The organism is Paenibacillus tengchongensis, from assembly GCF_008973665.1.
Taxonomy (GTDB): domain Bacteria; phylum Bacillota; class Bacilli; order Paenibacillales; family Paenibacillaceae; genus Paenibacillus_AQ; species Paenibacillus_AQ tengchongensis.
This window is the reverse complement of sequence record NZ_WACP01000005.1, coordinates 50,661-72,647: the sequence shown is the minus strand read 5'-3', so window position 1 is coordinate 72,647 and position 21,987 is coordinate 50,661. Positions and strand designations below refer to the sequence as shown.

Sequence of the window (21,987 nt, the reverse complement as noted above, 5' to 3'; positions counted from 1 at the left end):
TTTTTTGGTGTGCGCAGATGCGGAATCCGCATTGACTTTTCAGGTGGGGAGCCATATAGTTTTACTGTAGAACAGTTCGATTATAAAACTATTATTGAGATTAGGAGGTTCGCTGATGAATGAAGAGGCGGAGAAGTGGATTAACCGCTACATAGACGCTTACGGCATTGTGACCAGGCAGGTCAGCTCCCGCATAAAAGAACGGATTCCGGATGGGCTGACGAACGATCAGTTCAGCATCCTGCGGCTGATCCGGGGACAGGAGCACTGCACCTCGACTTACCTGTCGGAAGCCGTTGCCGTCGGCAAAAGCTCCATTACCGCAATCATCAACCGCTTGGTGGATGCGGGGATGCTGGAGCGGACGCGTGACGAACAGGACCGGCGGCTGGTGTATTTGACCTTAACGCCGCACGGCGAAGAGGTGTACCGGATTGCCGAAATTGAGGTGCAGCAGATCATTGCGCCGTATTTGCTGCATTTTAAGGAAGATGAGATTGAGATGTTCGTGACCCAGTTTGAGAAGCTGGCATCGCTGATGCAGGAGAGTGGAGGGAGAAATCCGTGAGATTCATTCTGAAGGCCAAATGGGCCATCATCGCCGTCTGGCTGGCGATCGCTGTAGTGTTGTTCCTGACAGCGCCGGGGATGGGCGATCTGGTGCGCGAGAAGGGGCAAATCGCCGTTCCGGAGGGCTATCCGTCCTCCCGGGCTGCTGAAATACTTAGAGAAGTATCCGATGCCAAGGGCGGGGAGACCCTGCACCAGGTGGCGCTCGTATTCCACAATCCGGATGGATTGGGCACTGAGGCGAAGGAGAGCGTAAAGCAGGGCGTGGAGACGCTGGCTGCGAACAAGGCGGAGCTGAATGTGGATTCGATCAACGATCCGTTCACGGTGCCGGGCCTTGCGGATACCCTGATTTCCACGGACGGCAAAACCATTATGGTTGCATTATCCGTAAGCGGCGGAGAGGAAGCCGTCAAAGAACTGCCGGACAAGGTCGATGAGCTGCTGGGCGGAGTGCAGGCAGAGCATTATCTGACCAGTGAGGGGCTGATTACAGAGGACACCATTGTCAGCTCGGAAGCGGGTCTTAAGAAATCAGAATACATTACCGTGATCTTTATTTTGCTGATTCTGTTTGTCGTGTTCCGCTCGCTGGTGGCTCCGTTCGTGCCGCTGCTCACCGTCGGGCTGAGCTATATCGTATCCCAGTCGGTCGTGGCGTTCCTGGTGGACCGCTTTGATTTCCCGCTGTCGACATTCACGCAGATCTTTATGGTAGCGGTGCTGTTCGGGATCGGTACGGACTATTGTATTCTGCTGATCAGCCGGTTTAAGGAAGAGCTGTCCGCGGCGGAAGACACGCAAAGCGCAATTATCGCAACCTACCGGAAGGCCGGGGGAACGGTGTTTTATTCCGGGCTGGCGGTGTTCGTCGGCTTTGTGGCGATTGGACTGTCGAAGTTCATGCTGTACCGTTCCGCAGTGGCGGTGGCAGTCGGCATTGCCGTAATGCTGCTGGCGCTGGTGACGATTGTTCCTTTCTTTATGGCGGTGCTGGGCAAGAAGCTGTTCTGGCCGTCGCGCGGCAAGCTGGAGCACAGCGAGAGCAAGATCTGGGGAGCTGCAGGTTCCTTCTCCTTCAAAAGACCCTGGGCGGCGCTGCTGCTGGTTGCGGTCATCGTCGTTCCGTTCCTCGTCACCTATGACGGTAAGCTGTCCTTCAACAGCATGGATGAAATCGGCTCAGGCTACGATTCGGTCAAGGGCTTCAATATCATCGCGGACAGCTTCGGTCCGGGTGAATCGATGCCGGGCAAGATTGTCATCAAGAACGACGACCGGATGGACAATGCGGAATATATGGGGCTGGCGGAGAAAATCAGCCGCGAGCTGGTGAAGGTGGACGGTGTGAAGTCCGTGCGCAGCATGTCCCGGCCGACAGGTGAACAGATGAATGATTTCCTGATTCCTACCCAGGTCGCTACACTTTCGGAAGGACTGGATCAGAGCAATGAAGGTTTAAGCCAGATCCAATCGGGACTGGCGGAAGCCGGGGAGCAGCTTAGGGGCAATGAGCCAAAGCTGGCGGAGGCTGCAGCAGGCAGCGCGCAGCTGACCGAAGGCACGGCCGCGCTGAAGGAAGGCATCGTCCAGCTCGGCGAGGGGCTGGAGCAGATCGGGAACGGCATCCGCAGCGGCTCCGCCGGCGCCGGGGAAATCAAGGACGGGCTTGCCCGGGCAGCGGCCAGCGCCAAGCAGCTCGCGGATGCAAACGCCCGGCTGCTGGAGGGTTACAAGACCGTCGGCACGGGGCTGAATGCGCTTGGCGGCGGTCTTGGCGAATTGGAGACACAGCTGCAGGGGGTATCCACAGCCTTGAACGGACTGGAAGCTTCCTTCACAGGTCTGGAGAGCGGACATCCGGATCTGCTGCAGGATGCGAATTACCAGACCATCAAAGGGACAGTCACGCAGACGGGAGCCGGAGCGGCCCAACTGGCAGCCGGACTCGGGGAGATCACCGGGCAGCTTGAAGACGCGGCCGCGGGCCTGACGGAGGCGAATGCCGGCTATGCCCAGGCAGTAGCCGGACAGACGCAGCTGGCCCAGGGGCTGAACCGGCTGGTTGCCGGAATCGGCCAGCTGCAGACTGGGCTGAATCAGGCGGCGGCCGGTCAAGGCCAGATCATTGACAAGATTCCGTCCATTACCGGCGGACTGGAGGAGCTGCAGGGCGGCCAGCAGCAGCTCGCTGACGGTTTCGCCCAGCTCTCCGGCCAGCTTGGCCAGTTGACGGACGGACTGGAGCAAAGCGCCGACGGACTGGCGCAAATTACCGGAGGCCTGGATTCGGCGAAGGGGTATCTGCAGCAAATCCAGAATCTGCAGGATGATGAGCTGAGCGGTTTCTTCGTCCCGGCGGAAGCGCTGGAAGCGGACGGTATCCGGCAGGTGTTCGACACCTATCTGTCTGGGGACCGCAAGGTCATGACCCTGGATGTGATTTTTGCCGAGAATCCGTACAGTGAGGCGGCCATTGACAGCGTGGATGATATCCAGTCTGCTGTTGACCGTGCTGTTCAGGGGACCAAGCTGGAGAACGCCGAAACGGCAATCAGCGGCGTAACCAGCACGTACAATGATTTGCAGACGATTTCGGGCGAGGATTATACACGGACGGTTATCCTGATGCTGGCGGGAATCTTTATTATTCTGGTGGTTCTGCTGCGTTCCATTGTAATGCCGGTCTACCTGATGCTCTCGCTGGTGGTCACCTACTTTACCGCACTCGGCATCACCGAGGCGATCTTTGTCAATCTGCTGGACTACTCCGGCATCACCTGGAGCACGCCGTTCTTTAGCTTTGTCATGCTGGTCGCCCTCGGCGTCGATTACAGCATCTTCCTGATGTCGCGCTTCAACGAGAACAAGAGCTGGAATGTGCGTGAAGCGATGCTGCATGCTATGCGCAATATGGGTACGGTGATCCTGTCTGCGGTGCTGATCCTGGGCGGAACCTTTGCCTCTATGTATCCGTCCGGCGTCCTGTCCATGATGCAGATTGCGACCGTCGTTCTCGCCGGTCTGGCACTGTATGCGCTGCTGTTCCTGCCGTTCTTCGTGCCAGTGATGGTGCGGATGTTCGGCCGGGCCAACTGGTGGCCGTTCAGCGGTTCGGCAAGCGAGGAGAAGGCGAATACGCTGAAAATGTAGTCTGCAGAGTACAGAACAGCAGCTGAAAAATTATCCGATAAGAAATGGCATCTGCAGAAGCAGCAATGTTAAAAAAGCAGTAACGCGACAGAAGCAGTAATATTACAGAAGCTCTAAAATTACAAAGAGCAGGCCTCCCGGTTGGGGGCCTGCTCTTTGTGCAGCTACAGTATTTTCATTGGCGAGGATAACGCCGGCTACGCGGAATGCTTAAGCGGCTTTCCACTTTCATCTCTATTTATAGCATCCAGGTTAGGGGACCACAGCTGAGATTGCCTACCCGTAACGGACTCCGGCGCACGGCGCACGATGATATTTGTACGGGATAAGCGCCGCTTAACGCAGCTTAGCCAGATAGCTGCGCAGCGCCCAGCCCCGTTCCTGGCGTTTCTTGTATTTCGGCAGCGAACGGTAGATGGCGATGGATTCGTCAAAGGCCTGACGGGCTTCCTCATTGCGGTCAAGCGCTTTGTACATGGATCCGGCCAAATAATAGGCTTCGCTGGAGGAGGTCTGGATCTCCTGGAACTGTCCCACATAGTGGAGGGCCTTGTCCTGATCGCTGCTGCGGAAGACTTCAGCAAGGCGCAGATAAGGCTGGCCGTATTGTGCCCGGCGGTTGATATCCAGCCCCTGCAGCATCTGTGTTTCCCCTTCGGCCAGCTGGCCGAGGCGCAGGTTGGCGTAACCAAGCTCCACCCAATATTCGGCGGACTGCTCATAACGGTCTTCGATCTGCAGCAGGAGCTCCTTGGCTTCCGCATACCGCTTCTTCTCAATCAGCAGCCGGGCCAGGTCGAACTTGGCCGAGACATCATTGGGATTGAGCGCAATGGTATTGCGCAGCTTGGATATCTGCCGGCTGCGGCGGAAGGGCTTGCCGAGGCTGGGGAATATTCCGACATACCGGCGGTCGAGAATGTACAGAATGGCAAATAAAACGATCAAGGCAATGATAGGATTGCCGAAAAGGTTCAGCAGTGCAATAAATCCGATAAATTTTAACATGTGTTCCCCCCGTTATCTAATACTCCTATGTATTTTAGCACAAGGCTGCAAAGCAGGGTAATTATACCATAAAGGCCGGTATTCCCATATGCTATTTTTGCGGCCGGGGAACAACCTTTGCAGGGAAAGAGCGTCTATACTACTGCCATGACCAAAACCTATTATTTACCAAAGGAGAAACATCATGAAGCATAACTTTAGGAGAACTATCCGCTGCACAGTTCTGCTGATGACAGCGGTTCTAGCCGTTCTCGCAGCGAGGCCGGATGCAGCCGCTGCCGCAGGATCGGCTGGCGGAGTGCAGAATAATGCCGGGAGTACAGGCAAGCTGTCCGGCATCAAGGAGATCGTCGCTTCCTCCGGCTTCTGGGGCGGGAGCTCCTTCGCCCTTAGGCAGGATGGCAGCGTATGGGTCTGGGGCAGCAACGTCTTCGGGCAATTCGCGAAAGGAACGGCCAGTCCCGAAGGCTGGACGGTTACCCCGCAGCGGATTGCCACCCTGGACGGCACACGCCAGCTTGTAATCGGCTATGGATTTTATGCTGCGTTAAGCCGGGATGGCACGGTGAAAGCGTGGGGCGGCCGGCTCCTGGAGCAGAGCGGTACCGCTGAAGGCGGCACAAGGGTCAGTACCCCGCAGCCCATTGCCGGGATGAACGGCATCGTTAAGCTTGCGGCGAGAGACGGCGGGCTGCTGGCCTTGCGCAGCGACGGAAAGCTGATGAACTGGGAAGTTCCGGCAGCGGACGGTTCCTATGTCGCCGGTGTGCCGGCGGCTTCGGAGGTCCCGGGAATTACCGATGTTAAAGATATCGCCAGCGGCGGTGCCTTTCATGCCGCGCTGCGCAGCAACGGAACGTTATGGCTTTGGGCGGACGAGGATCAGGGAGCCGGCCGGCTGCTTCGCACGAAACCCGCTCAGATTCCTAACCTCTATTATGTGAAATCCTTCGTTCTGGACGGCAGAAGCCTGGTGGCCCTGACGGAGAGCGGGAGTGTCTGGGCGACGACAGGCATTGATTATGAGCATTTTCTGCCGCAGGCGGTCAAAAAAATGAGCAAGCTGAGCGGCATTGTGTCCATTGAAACGAAGGAAAGCCTCAATCTGGCGCGCAGCGCTAAGGGTGATACGTGGGTCTGGGAATCGGAAACCGACCAGCGTTCGCTGCAGAAGATCACCGCTGTTCCCCAGATGGCCAGGGTTTCACTTATCCCGGACGGGATGATCATCGTTCAGAAGAACGGCACGTCTTGGAATGTTGGCAGGGAGTGGGCCGGGGAGAAGCTGACGTTTAAACGGCCGTGGCAAATCAAAGGCCTGTTGAATCCGGTCTCCTTCGCCAGCGGTGAGAACAGTAAATATGCCGTGCTTAAAGACGGAACTGCGGTTGCCTGGGGCACCAATATGTTCGGCCAGCTCGGGATCAACACTCCGGAATCCAGGCCGTTCACAGCGTCGCCAATAATGAAGCCTGTCTCTTTAAAGGTTGACGGACGGAGTGTAGAGTCTGAACAGTCGTCTATTCTGCTGGAGGGCAGAGTTATGGTTCCCGTGCGCGCATTCGCCGAAAGCCTCGGGTACACCGTGTCCTGGGATAACGGTATTAAGCTGGAACGGAACGGGCGCACGGTGCGGATTGAGGGCGGGCAGCTGTCGGTGGACGGCAAGACGGTACCGCTGACACCAGCCCCGCTGAAAGTAAGCTACACCCAGCTTGTTCCCGCCGGGCCGCTTGCGGCAGCTCTTGGCGCTGCCGCCAAATGGGACAGCGCTAACTATGAATTGACGATTTCGCCAATGACTGCCGGGCAGTAAACCTGATGATCATCTGTCTGTTAAGATAAATGTTATTGACAGCCAACCCGATATCAGCGTTACTCTATCAGTAATAAAGACCGGCATAAAGCGGAGAGGTTGGGATGAAACTGAAAGCGGCCGTAATCGATTTGGACGGAACTTTGCTTACTTCAGGCAAAATTATCACAGATAGAACAGCAGCAGCCCTGCTTGCCGCGAAGAGCAGCGGACTGCAGCTGATATTTGCCACGGCCCGCCCGCCGCGGGCAGTGGCTTTACTCCAGCCGGACTTGAGACAGCTCGGATCGGTTGTCTATTACAATGGCGCGCTTTATCATTGCAGCGTCAGCAAGCAGTCCTTTCATTTTCCGATTCACAGGGAATTGGCGGGGGAGATCATCGGGTATTGCCTGCAGCTTAACCCGGAGGCAGCGCTCAGCATTGAGGTGATGGATCACTGGTACAGCTTTCGTCCATTGGATTACACGAAGACGATCCAGGCGAAAGAGCCGCCGGCGGTGCTGGAATCCGCTAAGATTAACGAATATGACTGCACCAAGATTCTGCTCGCCGATTTCAGCCATGCGGATCGCCTGTACGAGAAATATGACGGGCAACTTCATATAGTGGTCACCGATGACGGAGCGCTGGTGCAAATCATGGCCGGCGGTGTTTCCAAGGAGGCGGCGGTCCGGCAGCTTTGCGTTAACCTCGGCATTGAAATGAAGGACGTCATGTGCTTTGGCGATGATTTCAATGATCTCGGACTGTTCGGGGAATGCGGTTACCCGGTGGCAATGGGCAATGCCGCCCCGCAGCTGAAGCAGGCGGCATGCGAGATCACGGATACCAATGACCTGGATGGAGTGGCCCAGGTGCTTGAACGGTGGCTTAGCGCAGATGCACCGCAATTTACCGGAAAGAAGGTCGGTTCATGACTACTTTACATACGGCAGTAGCGCTCCGTCCGCTGGGACAGTCGGAGCTCATGGTATCCCCGCTGGGTCTTGGCTGCTGGCAGTTCAGCCGGGCCAGCGGAATCGTCGGCAAGTATTGGAGCAATCTGGGCGATGACGACATCGCCGCCATTGTGCGGACCAGCCTGGAAGGCGGAATGAATTGGGTCGATACCGCGGAAATATACGGCGGCGGCAAGTCGGAAGAAGCACTGGCCTACGCCCTGGACATCCTGCAGCGGGAAGGGAATCCCCATGCGCAGCCGCTGATTGCGACCAAGTGGTGGCCGCTGCTGCGCACGGCAGGCTCTATTCCCGCCACAATCGACGAACGCATCCGCTGCCTTGGGGGGCGGAGCATCGATCTGTACCAGATTCACCAGCCGTTCTCCTTGTCTTCGATCGCCAGTGAGATGAAGGCAATGGCCGGCCTCGTGCAGGCAGGCAAAATCCGCTATGTCGGCGTCAGCAACTACTCGGCGAAGCAAATGCGCGAAGCGCACAGGCAATTGCAGCAGTACGGGCTGAGCCTGGTCGCCAATCAGGTGAAATATAATTTGCTGCACCGCACTATTGATCGTAATGGTACCATGGAGACGGCGAAGGAACTGGGCATTTCCATTATTGCCTATTCCCCGCTGCAGCAAGGTGTGCTGACCGGGAGATTCCACCAGGACCCGGCCCAGATCGGCAGGCTGTCCCGCATCCGGCGGATGCAGTCGGGCCTCGGCCCGCAGCAGCTGGAGCGGAGCCGGCCGCTGATCGGCGAACTGCAGGCCCTTGCGGGCAAATACGGGGTAACTCCGGGCCAGATCGCCTTAAACTGGCTGACCCATTATCATGGCGATACCGTAGTCGCGATTCCCGGGGCTTCCAAAGTGCGGCATGCGCAGGAGAATATCGGCGCGATGGGCTTCCGGATGACCGCAGACGAGCTTTCGCAGCTGAACGAAGCTTCCTGGGCGGCTCTGCGCTAAACGAAAAGATGCGTATTTATACCAGCCTCCAGCCGGATTTCCGGTACGGAGGCTTTTTTTGCTGCCTATTAATAATATTTGACTAAAAAAATACAGAAAACTGTTTGGGGATGGAAAAGAAGGGTTAATAGAAGATAACCAGCTGCATACGTGCGCAAAAGTGAAGATAGACCGCAAGGAGGAGGAAGCTAAATGAACATGACCGTACATAATCTTATGGGCTTTAACCATCAGTTTTTTAGACCTCAACCGGTGGCTACACCCAAGCCCAGCCGTGAGCAGGAGCAAACTCAAAGCTTTCAGGATATCCTGAATGAGAAGCTGAAGAATGTCAATTCCATCCGCCATTAAGTATCGTTCTCCCATACGCAGCAAGCAATGAAATTAAAGAAGCCGGATGATGACCATAAGGTCGTCAATCCGGCTTCTTTATGTTCTTCAGATATATACTTGCTACACTCAGCGCTTGCCCCGCACATGGCGGGATTTGCGCAGCTTGGGTTCTGCTCCGGGCGGCTGCTTGCGGATCCACTTCAGATAGGCGGCCATCTGCGGGTTCTGCCGCAGTGCTTCAAGCGTGGTCAATCCGGCAGTGACGAGATCCCGGTTCGTAAATAGAGCGTGCAGCTGACGGTGGCAGGCCCGGCACAGCCGCGCCGTGGGGAGAGAAGAGCCGCCTTCCTCCCGGGGAGTCAGGTGGTGAACCGTTGTCGCCAGCGGAGAACGTCCGCACAGCTCACAGGTTTCTTCGGCATGGGAGTCCATATCTAGGGTCTGACTTCAAAGAATTCACAGCGGCGGCGGGAATAATAGGTCAGATCGCTGACCCGGGACTGGATCACCACATCGGAATCGGTGAAGCGGATGACGGTGCCTCCCGAATTCACCAGATGATCGTCCTCGAATACGCGTACCGGCAGCTTGCGGTCGACGGCCTCCTGCAGGTCGCTGTCGCTCAGCAGCGGGCGGTTAATAGGCATGATGTTTCTCTCCTTTAGTGAGGCAGCGATGATGGCGAAACCATCATCAGTATAACCGGACGCCGCCGATAAATCCACTGAAGGAGAGAACATGCCCCGTTTCTATGCCAGGCCCCACTTTATGGGGTAATTATGGAGTTGTTTTATGGTTCAATTCCCCATACAAGCTGACCGTTCACATATCCGGTAACCTGTTCGTTGTTGGCGAACTGGCTGAGGGATGCCTTGAACGAGTAGTCATTGGCCTGGTTATAATTGGACCAGTCGGATTTGGAGAACCGGGTTTGAATTTCGGCGCTTTGGCCGGGATTCAGACTTCCCGCCGCAGCCGTGAAGCTGATCTCCAGCGCGTAATCGGCTCCGGCGACCGGAGACGCAAGTTTCACGAAATTGCCGGTCACATTTGCGCTTCCGATGCTGGCCCAGTCAACCCAGAGGCTCTGCGCTTTGTCTCCGTCAACCGTATAGTAATAACGGAGCTTCACGTTGCTGAGCTGGACGGCCGAATTGCCGTTGTTGACAATTTTGAACTTGGGCGAGATGCCGTTGGTGGATGCACCTGTGTTGCCGTTAAAAGCCTGAATCGTCAAGGCTCCCGCAGGTGCGGGAACGGTGCTGTCTGCTACGTTAACAGTAAGCACAGCGTTATTGCCGCCGCTGAAATGGAAGGTCAGCGCCTGCTGGCTCACCGGCAGTGTCGACAGATACGCCTTGCTCAGAACAACCGCAGTGCTTGAAGCGGTATAGTCCTGGCCAGATTTCAGTGTATAGCTTCCGTTCGTAATGCTGGTCAGCTGGTGTCCGTTTAAAGTGAGGGCTACGGAGACATCCTGCTGCAGATTTACCGCTTTATCAAAGGCCGCAGTTACTGGGGCAATGACAGCGTTCGGCGACGGTGTGGAGTCGGTGATTTTGACTTTCAGCACGGGATCCTGTCCCTTGTTGAAATCAAGGACAAGCGAATGCTCACCGGCCGGCAGCTGGGCCATGAACGCTTTTTTGAGTAGCAAAGAGCTTCCGCTTAAGGTATAATCCGTGCCTGCAGCCAGTGTACTGGAGCCCGACCGCACAGCGGTTAACGTATTGCCGTTGGCATTCACGGTTATGGCCTTGTCGCTTTGATTAGGCGCATATTTGTCGAATTCAATGCTGGAAGGGGTAATCGACGCACTAGGGACCGGATTATTGACACTAAGGTCCGGCAGTTCATCCAGCGTAATGACATAATCGCTTTGATAAAGCGTTGTCAATGTTGCCGGATAGTTAAAAGCGGTGCTCATGAGATGCTCGCCGTACCAAGGGCAGAAGAAGAGCCAGCCGGCTTTTTCCTCAGTCAGATTCTGCACGCTCGGAACAGTGTCATTCTCGGTCATGGCTACCATCTTCTTGCCGTCCGTCAAATCGACAAGCTGATAGAATATTGAAGTAATGGCATCTTCATTCGGCACACCCGACAGGCCGTCATAGCGGTTGTAGACCGTATTGTATTTATCATAACCGACGATATCCACCTGATCGTCCCCGGGATACCAGGCCGGAGAAGTGCTGTAGGTGTAGCTGTTATAAGTCCAAATTAAGTTGTGCAGTCCGTAGGTCTCCGTAAGCTCGGTGTAAAGCTGATCCCACAGCTGCTTGTATACCCCGGCACCCGCCGAAGCCCACCAGAACCAGGCGCCTTCCCCGTTCAGCCCGCCGTTGCCCTCTGCTTCATGGAAGGGACGGAAGATGACAGGGACATTATTATCCTGCAGAATCTGCAGCTGCTCGGCCAGATCCTGGACAGCCATTCTTACATATTGATATTCCTTTGTACCGGGAACCACCGCATTGGCGGTATTGAAATTGGTTTCCGTCGGCTTATAGGTGGCTTCCTTCCAATCCACAAAATCGCCGAGCTGATAGGCCGTGAAATTCCGCGGCACGGTGATATGCCAGCTGTTAGTGGCGATGCCGCCGCGGTTATTCACCCAATCGATCATCCGGGCGGTGGTACCGTCCTCCCAGCCGTAAAGCGGGTTATAGTTCATCAGATCGAAGCCGCGGATGGCCGGATATTTGCCGGTCAAATTGTAGATCCAGTCAAACTCCAGCTCGGAATTGCCGTCATTCCCGCCTCCGTAGATCTCCTGCTGGCCGGAAATAATGTGGTTGCCGTACACCTGGGTTAAATAATTCATCAAGACCTGAGTTTCCGGTGTGGCCGCAGGGTCTGTGAGGACAGGCTGTACATTCAGCGGGTCCAGATCGGCGAAATCCACCGTAAATTTATCGAAATAAGCGAAGCCCCAGCCTGCCTTGAGCTGGATGGTGTTGCTGCCTTGCTTCAGCTTGTGGAAGCCGAAATCAAAATCCGACCATGCCGTTGTATAGGGGAGCATATACGAGCCTTTGGTAACACCATTGACGGTCAAATACTGCATCCGGCCGTCGGGACTGAGCTCCTGCATATAGCGGGTGGAGATCGCGTACATGCCGGTTTCGGGAACGGTTACGTTGAACGTGATGGTGCCGCCATTCTGCATCCAGACAAATCCGCTGCCGGAGTACCCGGGCTTCGGCTGCCCGTAAATCTGCGTGGCCACCTGCAGCTCGGAGGTGAGCTGGGCGTTTTCGCCTTCAATGGTGAACAGCGGTGCGTCGTCTGCATGCGCGGGTACGGTCACGAAACCGAGCAGCAGCGTCAGTGCCAGCATCATCATACTTGCCCTTTTAAACCAGTTGTTCATTCTCATCTTCCTTTCCAATGTAAAATATGACAAATGATTGCTCAATCTAGCAAAACATGGATGCGCTTTCACGATAAACATAGCATGAATACCAAATTTTGTAAATATAACAATTTTGGAAAGTTTTTAGCACCCGGTTGCGTACTGAAGCTAACATAATCTGCTGAACGCGGGTTTATTATCATAATTATTTCCACCACAAATCGGAAGTTTACCACCTCAAAAAATGGAATATCCTCCTGTACACTTAAGCCTGTAAGAGAAACTTTCGAGAGGGGATACAGAGGAATGAGAAAAACGAAGCAACTGGCAGTAACACTGGCATCCATTATGCTTGTAGGTTCACTGGCTGCCTGCGGCGGCAACAATAACAATAATGAAGGAAACAACGCAGCCAAGAATACGGGTAACAACAGCGCTGCAACAAATGCTCCGGCAAACAGCGGCGGAGATGCCACGGAGGAGCCGGCAGAAAAAATCGAGCTGTCGTTCTGGACACTCGGCAACGTCGACTATGAGGATCTGGCGGCCGAGTACACCAAAGAGCATCCGAACATTACATTCTCGATTCAAAATACAGGCGACCAAACAGCGCACCACAATAACCTGACAACTGCTTTGTCGGCTGGATCTGGCGCACCTGATATTTTCCAGCTTGAAATCGGTTTCATGGAGCGTTTCATCAACGCCCAGGATAAATTCTACAATCTCTATGATTACGGCGCGAAGGATATTCAAGCCAACTACCTGGACTGGAAATGGAAGCAGGCAACCTCGATTGACGGCTCCTTCCAGCTCGGTCTGCCTACGGACATCGGTCCGACGGTCGCCTACTACCGCACCGACCTGGCCGAAGCGGCCGGACTTCCTTCCGATCCCGAGGGCTTCAGCGCAGCTATCGACACATGGGATAAGTTCGCGACGGTTGCCAAACAGTTCAAGGACAAAACCGGCAAATACTTCTCAGATTTGACCGACCTGACCTATAACGCGCTGCGCGACCAGTCTCCGGACGAAATCTATTACAGCAAAGCGGACGGCAAGTTCATCGGTGATACCAATCCGCAGGTGAAGAAGGCTTATGACTTCACTGTGAAAGGCATCCAAGAAGGCTGGATCAGCAACTTCCTGCTCTGGTCTCCGGAATGGGGCCAAGGCATGAACGACGGCTCCTTCGCCGTAATTATGGGACCTGCATGGATGGCCGGTCAGATCAAGAGCTATGGACCGGATTCCTCCGGCAAGTGGAAAATCGCTCAGCTTCCTGAAGGTGCCGGCAACTGGGGCGGTTCGTTTATCACGCTGCCTAAGGAAGGCAAGCATCCGAAAGAAGCCTATGAGTTCATTTCCTGGCTGGTTAACAAGGACAATCAGCTGAAATCCTTCAAGTCCAAAGGTCTGATGCCTTCCATCCCGGCACTTTATGAAGATCCTGAGTTCATTAACTTCAAGGATGAATTCTTCGGCGGCCAGCAAATCGCTGTGGAATACGGTAAAGCGGCAAACCGCGTAAAACCGGTATACTACGGACCACTGCATGACCAGACCGATACCTTCTTCAAGAATGCGCTTAAGAACGTTCTTGAGAAGAAAGCCGATCCGGCCAAGGAATGGGACGAAGCGGTGAAACAAGCGAAGACTTTAGCAGAACGCAGCTAAGCCCATAGATTTTTACTGGAATTGTATATCCGGATTCACGGGAATGCCACACACCCTGTGAGTCCGGATTTCACGCAAACAAGCAGTTTTTTATATCTCTGGAGGTGTGACATGGCAGAGCCCGTAATTTCGAGTCCGCATGCCGAGAGCAAACGGCCTTTTTTAACTGAACAAAGACGGAGCCGCATCACTGCGTATACTTTTATTTCTCCTTTCTTTATTCTGTTCTCGATATTTGGACTATACCCGATCTTCTTTACCTTTTATTTGTCCTTCTTCAAATGGGACGCCCTGAATCCAATGAAATATGTCGGATTTAAAAATTATGAACTGATCACCAGCGATCCCACCTTCTGGATTTCCTTCAGCAATACCGTCATTATGGGGCTTATGGGAACCGTGCCGCAGGTGCTGCTGGCGCTGCTGCTCGCGGTGCTCCTGCACTCCGGGATGACCAGATTCAAAAGCGCCTTCCGTATCCTGTACTTTATGCCCAATATCACGTCAATTGTGGCCGTAGCGCTGGTGTTCAGCACCCTGTTCGGAAATAACGGGATGGTCAACTGGATGCTGAACAGCATCGGTCTGGACAGTGTGCCCTTTAACTCCGGCTGGTGGGGCGTCAAGATCGCTATTTCATCGATGGTGATGTGGCGTTGGACGGGCTACAATGCCATCATCTTCCTCTCGGGCCTGCAGAGCATCCCGAGTGATCTGTATGAAGCGGCAAGAATTGACGGGGCAAACCGCAGACAGCAGCTGTTCTCCATTACTCTGCCGCTGCTGAAGCCGTTTATTATTTTCGTATCCCTGCAGTCAACCATTGGCGCCCTGCAGCTGTTCACGGAGCCTTATGTGTTCCTGGGGCAATCCGGTACCGGCTCTACCCGCCAGGAAGGAATCACCATGGTTACTTATCTGTACAGTGAAGCGTTCCGCAACAGCTTCTTCGGTACCGCGGCAGCCACAGCTGTACTGCTGTTCATCATCACTATCATTTTCTCCATCATTAACATGCTGATTTCCAGAGGCACCGGAGAAACGGGAGGGGTTAAAGCGTGAGCACTCTGCGCGTATTCAGAAAAAAACCAGATGACCTCGGCTTCTTCGGCAAGCTGGGCTTCTACTTCCTGCTGATCTTTGGTGCGCTGGTTTCCATTTTCCCGTTCTATTGGATGTTTGTAGTCGGAACCAATGACAAAAGCGCCGTTTTTAATGTGCCGCCGATCCTTACGGTAGGAGATCAGTTCTTTACAAATTTCCAGCATGCCCTCGACAAATCGGCCTTTTTCCAGGCACTCGGCAACTCGTTGTTCGTCGCGTCGATGGTAACGGTATCCGTAGTCTTCTTCTGTACACTCGCCGGATATGCCTTTGCCAAATATGAGTTCCCGGGCAAAAGCTGGCTGTTCATCTTCGTCATTGCGACACTGGTCGTTCCGCAGCAGCTCGGCGTACTGCCGACCTATGTCATTATGGCGAAGCTGCACTGGATCGATACGTACAAAGCCCTGATCGTACCGGCCATGGTCAATGCCTTCGGCATCTTCTGGATGCGGCAGTACATCGCTTCCGCCGTGCCGACCGAATTGATCGAAGCCGGACGTATTGACGGCGGCGGCCACTTCCGGATCTTCTGGAATATCGCCGTTCCGGTCATTACACCGGCGATGGCTACGCTCGGCATTCTCAACTTCATGACGGTCTGGAATGATTTCTTCTGGCCGCTGGTGGTTCTGAAGAACAAAGAGCATTACACCATACAGATTGCCCTGCAGCAGCTGTTTACCCAGCGGGACGGATTGGATTACGGCATGATCATGTCGGCCACCTTCACCGCAACGCTGCCGCTGCTCGTTGTATTCCTGCTGTTCAGCCGGTGGGTGATTGCCGGCCTGACTTCCGGGGCCATCAAGAGTTAATTGGATTTCATTGTTAAATCCGCAAGGAATACGGTACGTGGATGAAGAATAGTTAACATGAGAGGGTACGGTGCCGTCCTTGGAACAGGGACGGCATTCGCCTGCCCGCAGTCCGGAGTCAGCAGGGGGAAGGTTTGGAACAATGAAGCTCAGGCGCAAAATCTTGTTCGCTATTATTCTGCTCGTGTTTATCCCCGTAATCGTGATGGGGTTGGTTACTTACGTCAACTTCTCGAATGCAATGGAGAAGAAGTCAAGCAACTTCTATTGGATCTCGCTGCAGGAGACCGACCGCAAGCTGAAGTTCGCCCTCAGCGAAATATCGTCCATCACCAATTCGGCCATTACGCAGCCTGCGATCCAGCAGTCGCTGAAGCAGCCGAATTTCGTGCTGACGTATGACCGTAAGCAGGAGATTAACAACCTGCTGATCAATCATCCGATGATCACCTCCTTCAGCCTGTACGGGAAGGACCGGCTGCTGTATCACTACAACGCCCCGATGGCTTTTGCCGATCTCCAGAAGCAGCTCTGGTACGGGCCGATGGAGCAGGCCGAAGGGCGTCCGGTCTGGTCGGGTCCCGGCGAGAACGGTTCCGAAAGCGCCGGCCGGCCGGTGCTGATTCAGGCGCGGATCATCAAGGATTATTACTCACTGGAGGATATCGGCTATCTGGTGGTCTATGTGAAGCCGGATCTCCTGGACCAGATTTTCTGGGAGGCCGCCACGCTGAAGGAAGGCGATATTCTGCTGGTCAACAGGCAGGGCAACATTGTGTTCAACAAATCCGGCGAGTATATCGGTCAACGGACGGAGTTTCCTTTTTTACAGGAGGATTATGTTCAGGAACAGGACTACTATATCGACAGTTACCAGGGAGTGCGGTCGCAGATCACCTTCCTGCCTTCGCATAATGCCGACTGGTATCTGGCGGCGATTACGCCGATGAATCTGATCACCTCAGAGTCGAATTCCATCCGCAATATTGCGGTTATTCTGGGCACGGTCTCACTTCTGTCCGCATTCCTGTTCGACCGGTATTTCGTGCGCAGGCTCGTCCGCAGTATCAACAGCGCCGTGAACGGAATGAAGCGGGTCAAGCAGGGAATATTCACACCGATTACGACGCCGCTGCATTCAAACGACGAGAGTGATCTCCTGATCGACGGCTTCAACCGGATGAGCGCCCAGATCAGCGAGCTGATCGAGCAGGTGCAGACGGAGCAGGGACGCAAGAAGGAAGCGGAGATGCAGGCGCTGATGGCGCAGATTAATCCTCATTTTATCTATAATTCGCTGGAATCGATCAACTCCATGGCCGTGCTGGCCGGCAACCGCGACATCAGCAGAATGGTTGTCTCCCTCGGCAAGCTGCTGCGGATCAGCATCAGCCAGAACCAGGAGCTGATTCCGCTGCAGATGGAATTCGAGCATGTGCGGCATTATCTGGATATCCAGAAATTCCGTTTTGAGGATAAATTCACCTATGAAATCGAGCTTCCGGAAGCGCTTAAGCATTTCATGACCCAGAAGCTGATCGTTCAGCCGATTGTCGAGAACGCCCTCTACCATGCCATCGAGCAAATGGAGGAGCATGGTGTGATCACCATCAGGGCGCAGGAGGCCGGAGGAGATCTGATTATCATTGTTCAGGATAACGGTCCCGGCTTTGCGCCTTCGACAATGCTGAGCCTTTGGGACCGGGAAGGCGGCAACCGCAAGAAATACAGCGACAGCGGTGTAGGCTTGAAAAATGTGCATGAACGCCTGAGCATCCGTTTCGGCAATCCGTACGGTCTTATCGTCTGCTCATCCCCGGGCTTCGGATCAACCATCCGCATCCGCATCCCGCGGATTCGGCCATGAAGGAGGGTGCGGGATGAGCAAAGAACGAAGACCAATAAAATGGCTTCTGAACTGGGGCTGGATTCTGATGTACGCGGTCATCATGTCCGCCGCTGTTCTGTTTATCACTCTTATGGACAGGGAGCCGATTGAAGACAATTCCCCGGAGAAGATTACGCTGACCTTCCGCCATTTCTGGCTGAAGGAGCATGACCGGCCGCTATTGGCCATCTTTGAAGAGGTGGTGCAGGCGTACCAGCTGGAGCATCCCAATGTTAAGGTGAACTTCGAAGGGCTTGACCAGACCATCCACCGTGAGCAGAAGCTGAAGAGCGAAATGGTCACCGGCACGCCGCCCGATATGTTCGTGCTCTTCGGCGGAGCGGAAATCGAGCCGTATGTCCGGTCGGACCGGCTGATGGACCTGACGGATTTTGCCGCAGAGAACGGCCTGACCGGACAATTCAAGGACCTTCAGCTGTGGACCTTCAACAACCATATTTACGGATTGCCGATTGAAGGCAATGCCGAGCCGCTCTATTACAACAAAACGATCTTCGAGAAGCTGGCGATTGTCCCGCCGACTACCTTAAGCGAGCTGGATACGACTATCCTGCAACTGCAGAATGCCGGGTATATCCCGTTCGCGCTCGGGAACGAAGACCGCTGGCCCGCCCTGATCTTCGCCCATTATCTGATGGACCGCTATGCCGGACCGGAGCTGATTCAGAAGCTGGCGACGGGCGGCGACGGAGCAACCTTCCAGAACGGGGATTATGTGCAGGCCTTCCATATGCTCGGCCGCTGGATCCGGCAGGGGGCGTTCAGTCCGGGCGCCAATGATCTTTCGACAGAGAATGCCGTCAAGCTATTCACCGGAGGGCAAGCAGCCATGTATCTGAACGGCAACTGGGATATCAACCTGTTCAACGGAGAGACAGCGCCGGCCGATTTCGAGAACACGGTGGGCGTCATTCCGTTTCCGGCGCTGGCTAAGGGCTCAGAGCCGTCTATTGCCGGCGGCTATACCATCGGCATCGGCCTGTCCTCAAGCCTGACAGGCGCGAAACGCGAAGCGGCGCTGGAGCTGATGAAAGCCTTTTATACGAAAGAGGTGCAGACCCGGATCGTCTATGAAGGATTGCGGATTCCCTCCATGCGGCTCGATTTCGACTCCGCCAAGACGGGACCGGTCTTCGCCCAGGTGGTGGAACTGATGGAACGCTATAATCACAGCTTCGTGCCTTACGACAATTTGCTGTCGCCGGAAGTCAAGAAGATGTTCCTCGGCGTTGTCGAAGAAATGATCGGACGCAGCACAGGTCCCGATCAGGCGCTGGCGGATTTGCAGTCGGCCTCGCAGCAATACTGGAATCTGATTCGCAGTACGGAATTGCAGTGATCTTCTTGGGGGTGGTTATCATATGGGCGAGCGTCAAGAGAAATACAAAGTGCTGCTGGTGGATGACGAACCGATTATTCTCCGCAGCTTAAAGGTGGCGATCCCGTGGGAGGAGCTGGGGCTCCGAATCGTGGGGGAAGCCCGGAACGGCGAAGCGGCACTGAAGCTTATCGAAGAACACGCGCCGCATATTATCATCAGCGATATCCGCATGCCGGTCATCGACGGTATTGCCCTGATGAAAGAGGTGCTGCCGCGCAGCTCGCGGCTGATCTTCATCTTTATCAGCGGGTACGGCGAGTTCGAATATGCGCGGGAGGCGCTGCGGCTCGGCGCCTTCGATTACCTGCTGAAGCCGATCGACCATGATGAGCTGGGCGAGATGCTGGGACGGGCACGGACGAAGCTTGACAAGCAGCGGGAGAACGAGCAGCTGATGCATTCCGTGCAGATGCTGTCCACGCTGGCCAGAGAGCGGATGTTCGCCGAGTTCACGCTCGGTAATCCGCGCCCGCTCCAGCATCTGCGGTGGCTGGAGAACAGCGAGCTGGAGGGCGAATATTTCATGGCGGTCGTGCGGCTGGACGACTATGCCGCCCTGTCGGCCAAGTGGAGCCCGGAGGAGAAGCATCTCTGGCTGTTCGCCGTGCGCAACATTCTGGAGGAATGGTCGCTGAATAGCGGCGCCTTGTCGGTGTTCCCTTTCTATAACGGCGAATGGGTGCTGCTGTTTCCGGGCAGCCTCGGCGCCAGCAAACGGGAGCTGGGCGAGGAGCTGATCGCCGGCATCAAGCGCTATTCCAAGCTGGCCTGCTCGGTGGGCCTCAGCCGCTGCACCCGCGGCATCGACCAGCTCAGCACGGTCTATCCGCAGGCCTCCAAAGCACTGTACCAGCGCTTTTATTCTGGGCAGGCCGGCGTATTTATCGAGGAGGAGACGCCGGAAACGCAGGGGCGCGAGGTGAAGTATCCGAAGGAGCTGGAGCTGTCGCTGCTGGAGAGCATCCGCACCCTCAACATGGAACGGATGCTGGTGCTGTTCGACGAGATGGCCTGCTTCATCGGCGCCCAGGCGCTGGAGAAGGAGCTGGCGGAGAGGATCATCATGGAGATGGTCGTCGTGCTGTACCGGCAGATCGAGCATCTTCAGCTGCAGAATGACTGGTCGCTGGAGGGCCTGTTAAGCCGGCTGCATCAACTGGGTACGCTGACTGAGATGATTGAGGCGGTCAAGGCCGAATTCCGCGGCTGGATGCGCAGCAGCAACAAGTCGGATACCCGCGAGGACGGCCGCAGCGTGGTCGAGAAGACGATGCGTTTCATCGAAGCCAATTACCACCGGGACCTCAGCATTGAAGAGGCGGCCGAATTCGCTGCGCTGTCCATCAGCCATTTCTGCAGCCTGTTCAAGCAGGTCTCCGGCTATACATTTCTGGAGTACGTCACGTACTGCCGGATGGAGAAGGCCAAATACATTCTGCAGAACAGCAATGTGAAGGTGTATCAGGTCGCTCCGCTTGTAGGCTACCAGGACCCGCGCTATTTCACCCAGGTATTCAAGAAGGCGACCGGCAAGACGCCGTCCGAGTTCCGCGAGGAGCATGCCCAGCAGATCCAATAGCTGTAATTATCACCAATCCTTTATGCCGCTGCCGGCCGGGCAGATGCATAAAGGATTTTTTTGACCCGTGATAAATGTCATACTGTTAACCTTGATGTTTATGCATACCGGGAGCGGCCCCGCTTCTATATACTGGAACTATACTGGAACACTTAAATCGCCTCCTTCATTGGAGCCGCTCCGGAGGTCAAGCCATGACACAAACGCAAGATCTGGTTAAGCTCACCAGCCTGAAAAAGAGCGCCAAACCGTATGAGCATACCGACCGCAAATCGAGCATCAGACAAATTGTCAACACGCTGGGCCCGCTGCTTATCCTGTGGACGGCTGCATTTCTGAGCCTGCAGGTCTCTTACTGGCTGACGCTTCCGCTCTGTATTGCGGCGGCTGGTTTTGTGATCCGCACCTTCATTATTTTTCATGACTGCTGCCATGGTTCGTTCTTCAAGAGCCGCAAGGCCAACGACATCCTCGGCACCCTGACGGGAGTACTTACACTGGTTCCCTACCGGCAGTGGAAACGCAGCCATTCGATCCACCATGCGGGCAGCGGCAACCTGGACAAGAGAGGCATCGGCGACATCTGGATTATGACCGTGGATGAATACCGGGAGGCCGGCCCGTGGAAACGGTTCTGCTACCGGGTGTACCGCCATCCGCTGACCTTGTTCGCCATCGGACCGTTCGCAGTGTTTGTCGTGCAATACCGGTTTAACGTCAAGAGCGCCAAGCGCCAGGAACGCATCAACACTTATCTGACCAACATTCTGATCGCTGTTCTGTACGGAGCCCTCATCTGGGCGGCCGGCTGGCAGGCCTTTCTGCTCGTGCAGCTGCCGATCATCTTTGTCTCGGGCTGTCTGGGCATATGGCTGTTTTATGTGCAGCACCAGTTCGAGGATACCTATTTCGAGCACGACGAGGAATGGAGCTATGTCAACGCCGCCGTGGAGGGCAGCTCGTATTACAAGCTTCCGGCGCTGCTGCAGTGGATGACCGGCAATATCGGCTTTCACCATGTGCACCACTTGAGCCCGAAGATTCCGAATTACCGGCTGGAGCAGGCCCATGACGATATTCCCCCGCTGCAAAAAGCGACGACCATCACGCTCCGCACCAGTCTGAGCGCACTCCGCTTCCGGCTGTGGGACGAGGAACACAAGTGTTTTATCGGCTTCAAAGAGGCTGTGGCCCGCATCAAGCAGAAGCAGAATATGACGGTCAGAGCAGTGCCTGCGGGCCCTGCCGCTGCTAAAATAGAATAGTTGCTCCCAGCCCCGCTTTGCGGGGTTATTGCGTCTATAAAGAAAGTTTAATTTATCGGGGGTATTAACACATTGCCGGATCAGGGAACGTTTATGCTAAAATG

The 21,987-nt window shown here is 55.1% G+C and carries 17 protein-coding genes; 13 read left to right on the top strand and 4 right to left on the bottom strand.

All coding sequences use genetic code 11. From position 1 onward, the window contains the following. Window positions 1-115 precede the first annotated feature (115 nt). Both F1381_RS10020 and F1381_RS10015 read left to right on the top strand, forming a co-directional pair. Window positions 116-568: a MarR family winged helix-turn-helix transcriptional regulator gene (locus F1381_RS10020; RefSeq protein ID WP_151734711.1), complete on the top strand. Its 453-nt coding sequence runs from the start codon at window positions 116-118 to the stop codon at window positions 566-568. Further along, window positions 565-3,723 (top strand): MMPL/RND family transporter, encoded by a 3,159-nt coding sequence (locus tag F1381_RS10015; protein WP_151734710.1) that lies wholly within the window; start codon window positions 565-567, stop codon window positions 3,721-3,723. The genes F1381_RS10020 and F1381_RS10015 overlap by 4 nt, the downstream gene beginning before the upstream one ends. A gap of 336 nt (window positions 3,724-4,059) precedes the next feature. Here F1381_RS10015 and F1381_RS10010 read toward each other — a convergent pair whose 3' ends face one another. After that, on the bottom strand, window positions 4,060-4,731 hold the full coding sequence (locus F1381_RS10010; protein WP_151734709.1) for a tetratricopeptide repeat protein: 672 nt from the start codon (window positions 4,729-4,731) through the stop codon (window positions 4,060-4,062). 184 nt (window positions 4,732-4,915) lie between these two features. Here F1381_RS10010 and F1381_RS10005 point away from each other — a divergent pair, with 184 nt between their 5' ends. The 4 genes from F1381_RS10005 to F1381_RS28210 all read left to right on the top strand — a co-directional run bounded on the left by F1381_RS10005 (window position 4,916) and on the right by F1381_RS28210 (window position 8,813). Next, window positions 4,916-6,547, top strand: coding sequence for a stalk domain-containing protein (locus tag F1381_RS10005; protein ID WP_151734708.1), 1,632 nt, complete (start codon window positions 4,916-4,918; stop codon window positions 6,545-6,547). A 104-nt stretch (window positions 6,548-6,651) separates the two neighbouring features. Then, on the top strand, window positions 6,652-7,467 hold the full coding sequence (locus F1381_RS10000) for a Cof-type HAD-IIB family hydrolase (protein WP_151734707.1): 816 nt from the start codon (window positions 6,652-6,654) through the stop codon (window positions 7,465-7,467). Further along, window positions 7,464-8,462, top strand: a complete 999-nt coding sequence (locus tag F1381_RS09995; RefSeq protein ID WP_151734706.1) for an aldo/keto reductase — start codon at window positions 7,464-7,466, stop codon at window positions 8,460-8,462. The genes F1381_RS10000 and F1381_RS09995 overlap by 4 nt, the downstream gene beginning before the upstream one ends. Before the next feature lie 192 nt (window positions 8,463-8,654). Next, a complete protein-coding gene (locus tag F1381_RS28210; protein ID WP_187355280.1) occupies window positions 8,655-8,813 on the top strand; it encodes a hypothetical protein in 159 nt (52 codons plus the stop codon). A 108-nt stretch (window positions 8,814-8,921) separates the two neighbouring features. Here the strand turns inward: F1381_RS28210 and F1381_RS09990 are convergent, their stop codons facing one another. The 3 genes from F1381_RS09990 to F1381_RS09980 all read right to left on the bottom strand — a co-directional run bounded on the left by F1381_RS09990 (window position 8,922) and on the right by F1381_RS09980 (window position 12,168). Beyond that, complete coding sequence (locus F1381_RS09990) at window positions 8,922-9,227, bottom strand: HNH endonuclease (protein WP_151734705.1); 306 nt, start codon at window positions 9,225-9,227, stop codon at window positions 8,922-8,924. 2 nt (window positions 9,228-9,229) lie between these two features. Continuing rightward, complete coding sequence (locus F1381_RS09985; protein WP_151734704.1) at window positions 9,230-9,442, bottom strand: hypothetical protein; 213 nt, start codon at window positions 9,440-9,442, stop codon at window positions 9,230-9,232. 143 nt (window positions 9,443-9,585) lie between these two features. Beyond that, complete coding sequence (locus F1381_RS09980; RefSeq protein WP_151734703.1) at window positions 9,586-12,168, bottom strand: glycosyl hydrolase; 2,583 nt, start codon at window positions 12,166-12,168, stop codon at window positions 9,586-9,588. 288 nt (window positions 12,169-12,456) lie between these two features. On the opposite strand from F1381_RS09980, the gene F1381_RS09975 reads away from it, so the two are divergent. From F1381_RS09975 to desA, 7 genes are all read left to right on the top strand, one after another. Continuing rightward, window positions 12,457-13,827 (top strand): ABC transporter substrate-binding protein, encoded by a 1,371-nt coding sequence (locus F1381_RS09975; RefSeq protein WP_151734702.1) that lies wholly within the window; start codon window positions 12,457-12,459, stop codon window positions 13,825-13,827. A gap of 111 nt (window positions 13,828-13,938) precedes the next feature. Beyond that, window positions 13,939-14,889, top strand: a complete 951-nt coding sequence (locus tag F1381_RS09970; protein WP_151734701.1) for a carbohydrate ABC transporter permease — start codon at window positions 13,939-13,941, stop codon at window positions 14,887-14,889. Continuing rightward, the gene (locus F1381_RS09965; RefSeq protein ID WP_151734700.1) at window positions 14,886-15,749 is read left to right on the top strand and encodes a carbohydrate ABC transporter permease; all 864 of its coding nucleotides are present in this window, start codon (window positions 14,886-14,888) and stop codon (window positions 15,747-15,749) included. Before F1381_RS09970 ends, F1381_RS09965 begins: the two co-directional genes overlap by 4 nt. A 142-nt stretch (window positions 15,750-15,891) precedes the next feature. After that, window positions 15,892-17,616, top strand: a complete 1,725-nt coding sequence (locus tag F1381_RS09960; protein WP_151734699.1) for a sensor histidine kinase — start codon at window positions 15,892-15,894, stop codon at window positions 17,614-17,616. A 13-nt stretch (window positions 17,617-17,629) separates the two neighbouring features. Beyond that, on the top strand, window positions 17,630-18,997 hold the full coding sequence (locus tag F1381_RS09955; protein WP_187355279.1) for an ABC transporter substrate-binding protein: 1,368 nt from the start codon (window positions 17,630-17,632) through the stop codon (window positions 18,995-18,997). A 22-nt stretch (window positions 18,998-19,019) separates the two neighbouring features. Then, complete coding sequence (locus tag F1381_RS09950; RefSeq protein WP_151734698.1) at window positions 19,020-20,618, top strand: response regulator transcription factor; 1,599 nt, start codon at window positions 19,020-19,022, stop codon at window positions 20,616-20,618. A 194-nt stretch (window positions 20,619-20,812) separates the two neighbouring features. Continuing rightward, window positions 20,813-21,883, top strand: a complete 1,071-nt coding sequence (gene desA / locus F1381_RS09945; RefSeq protein WP_151734697.1) for a Delta(5) desaturase DesA — start codon at window positions 20,813-20,815, stop codon at window positions 21,881-21,883. The last annotated feature ends 104 nt before the right edge of the window (window positions 21,884-21,987 follow it).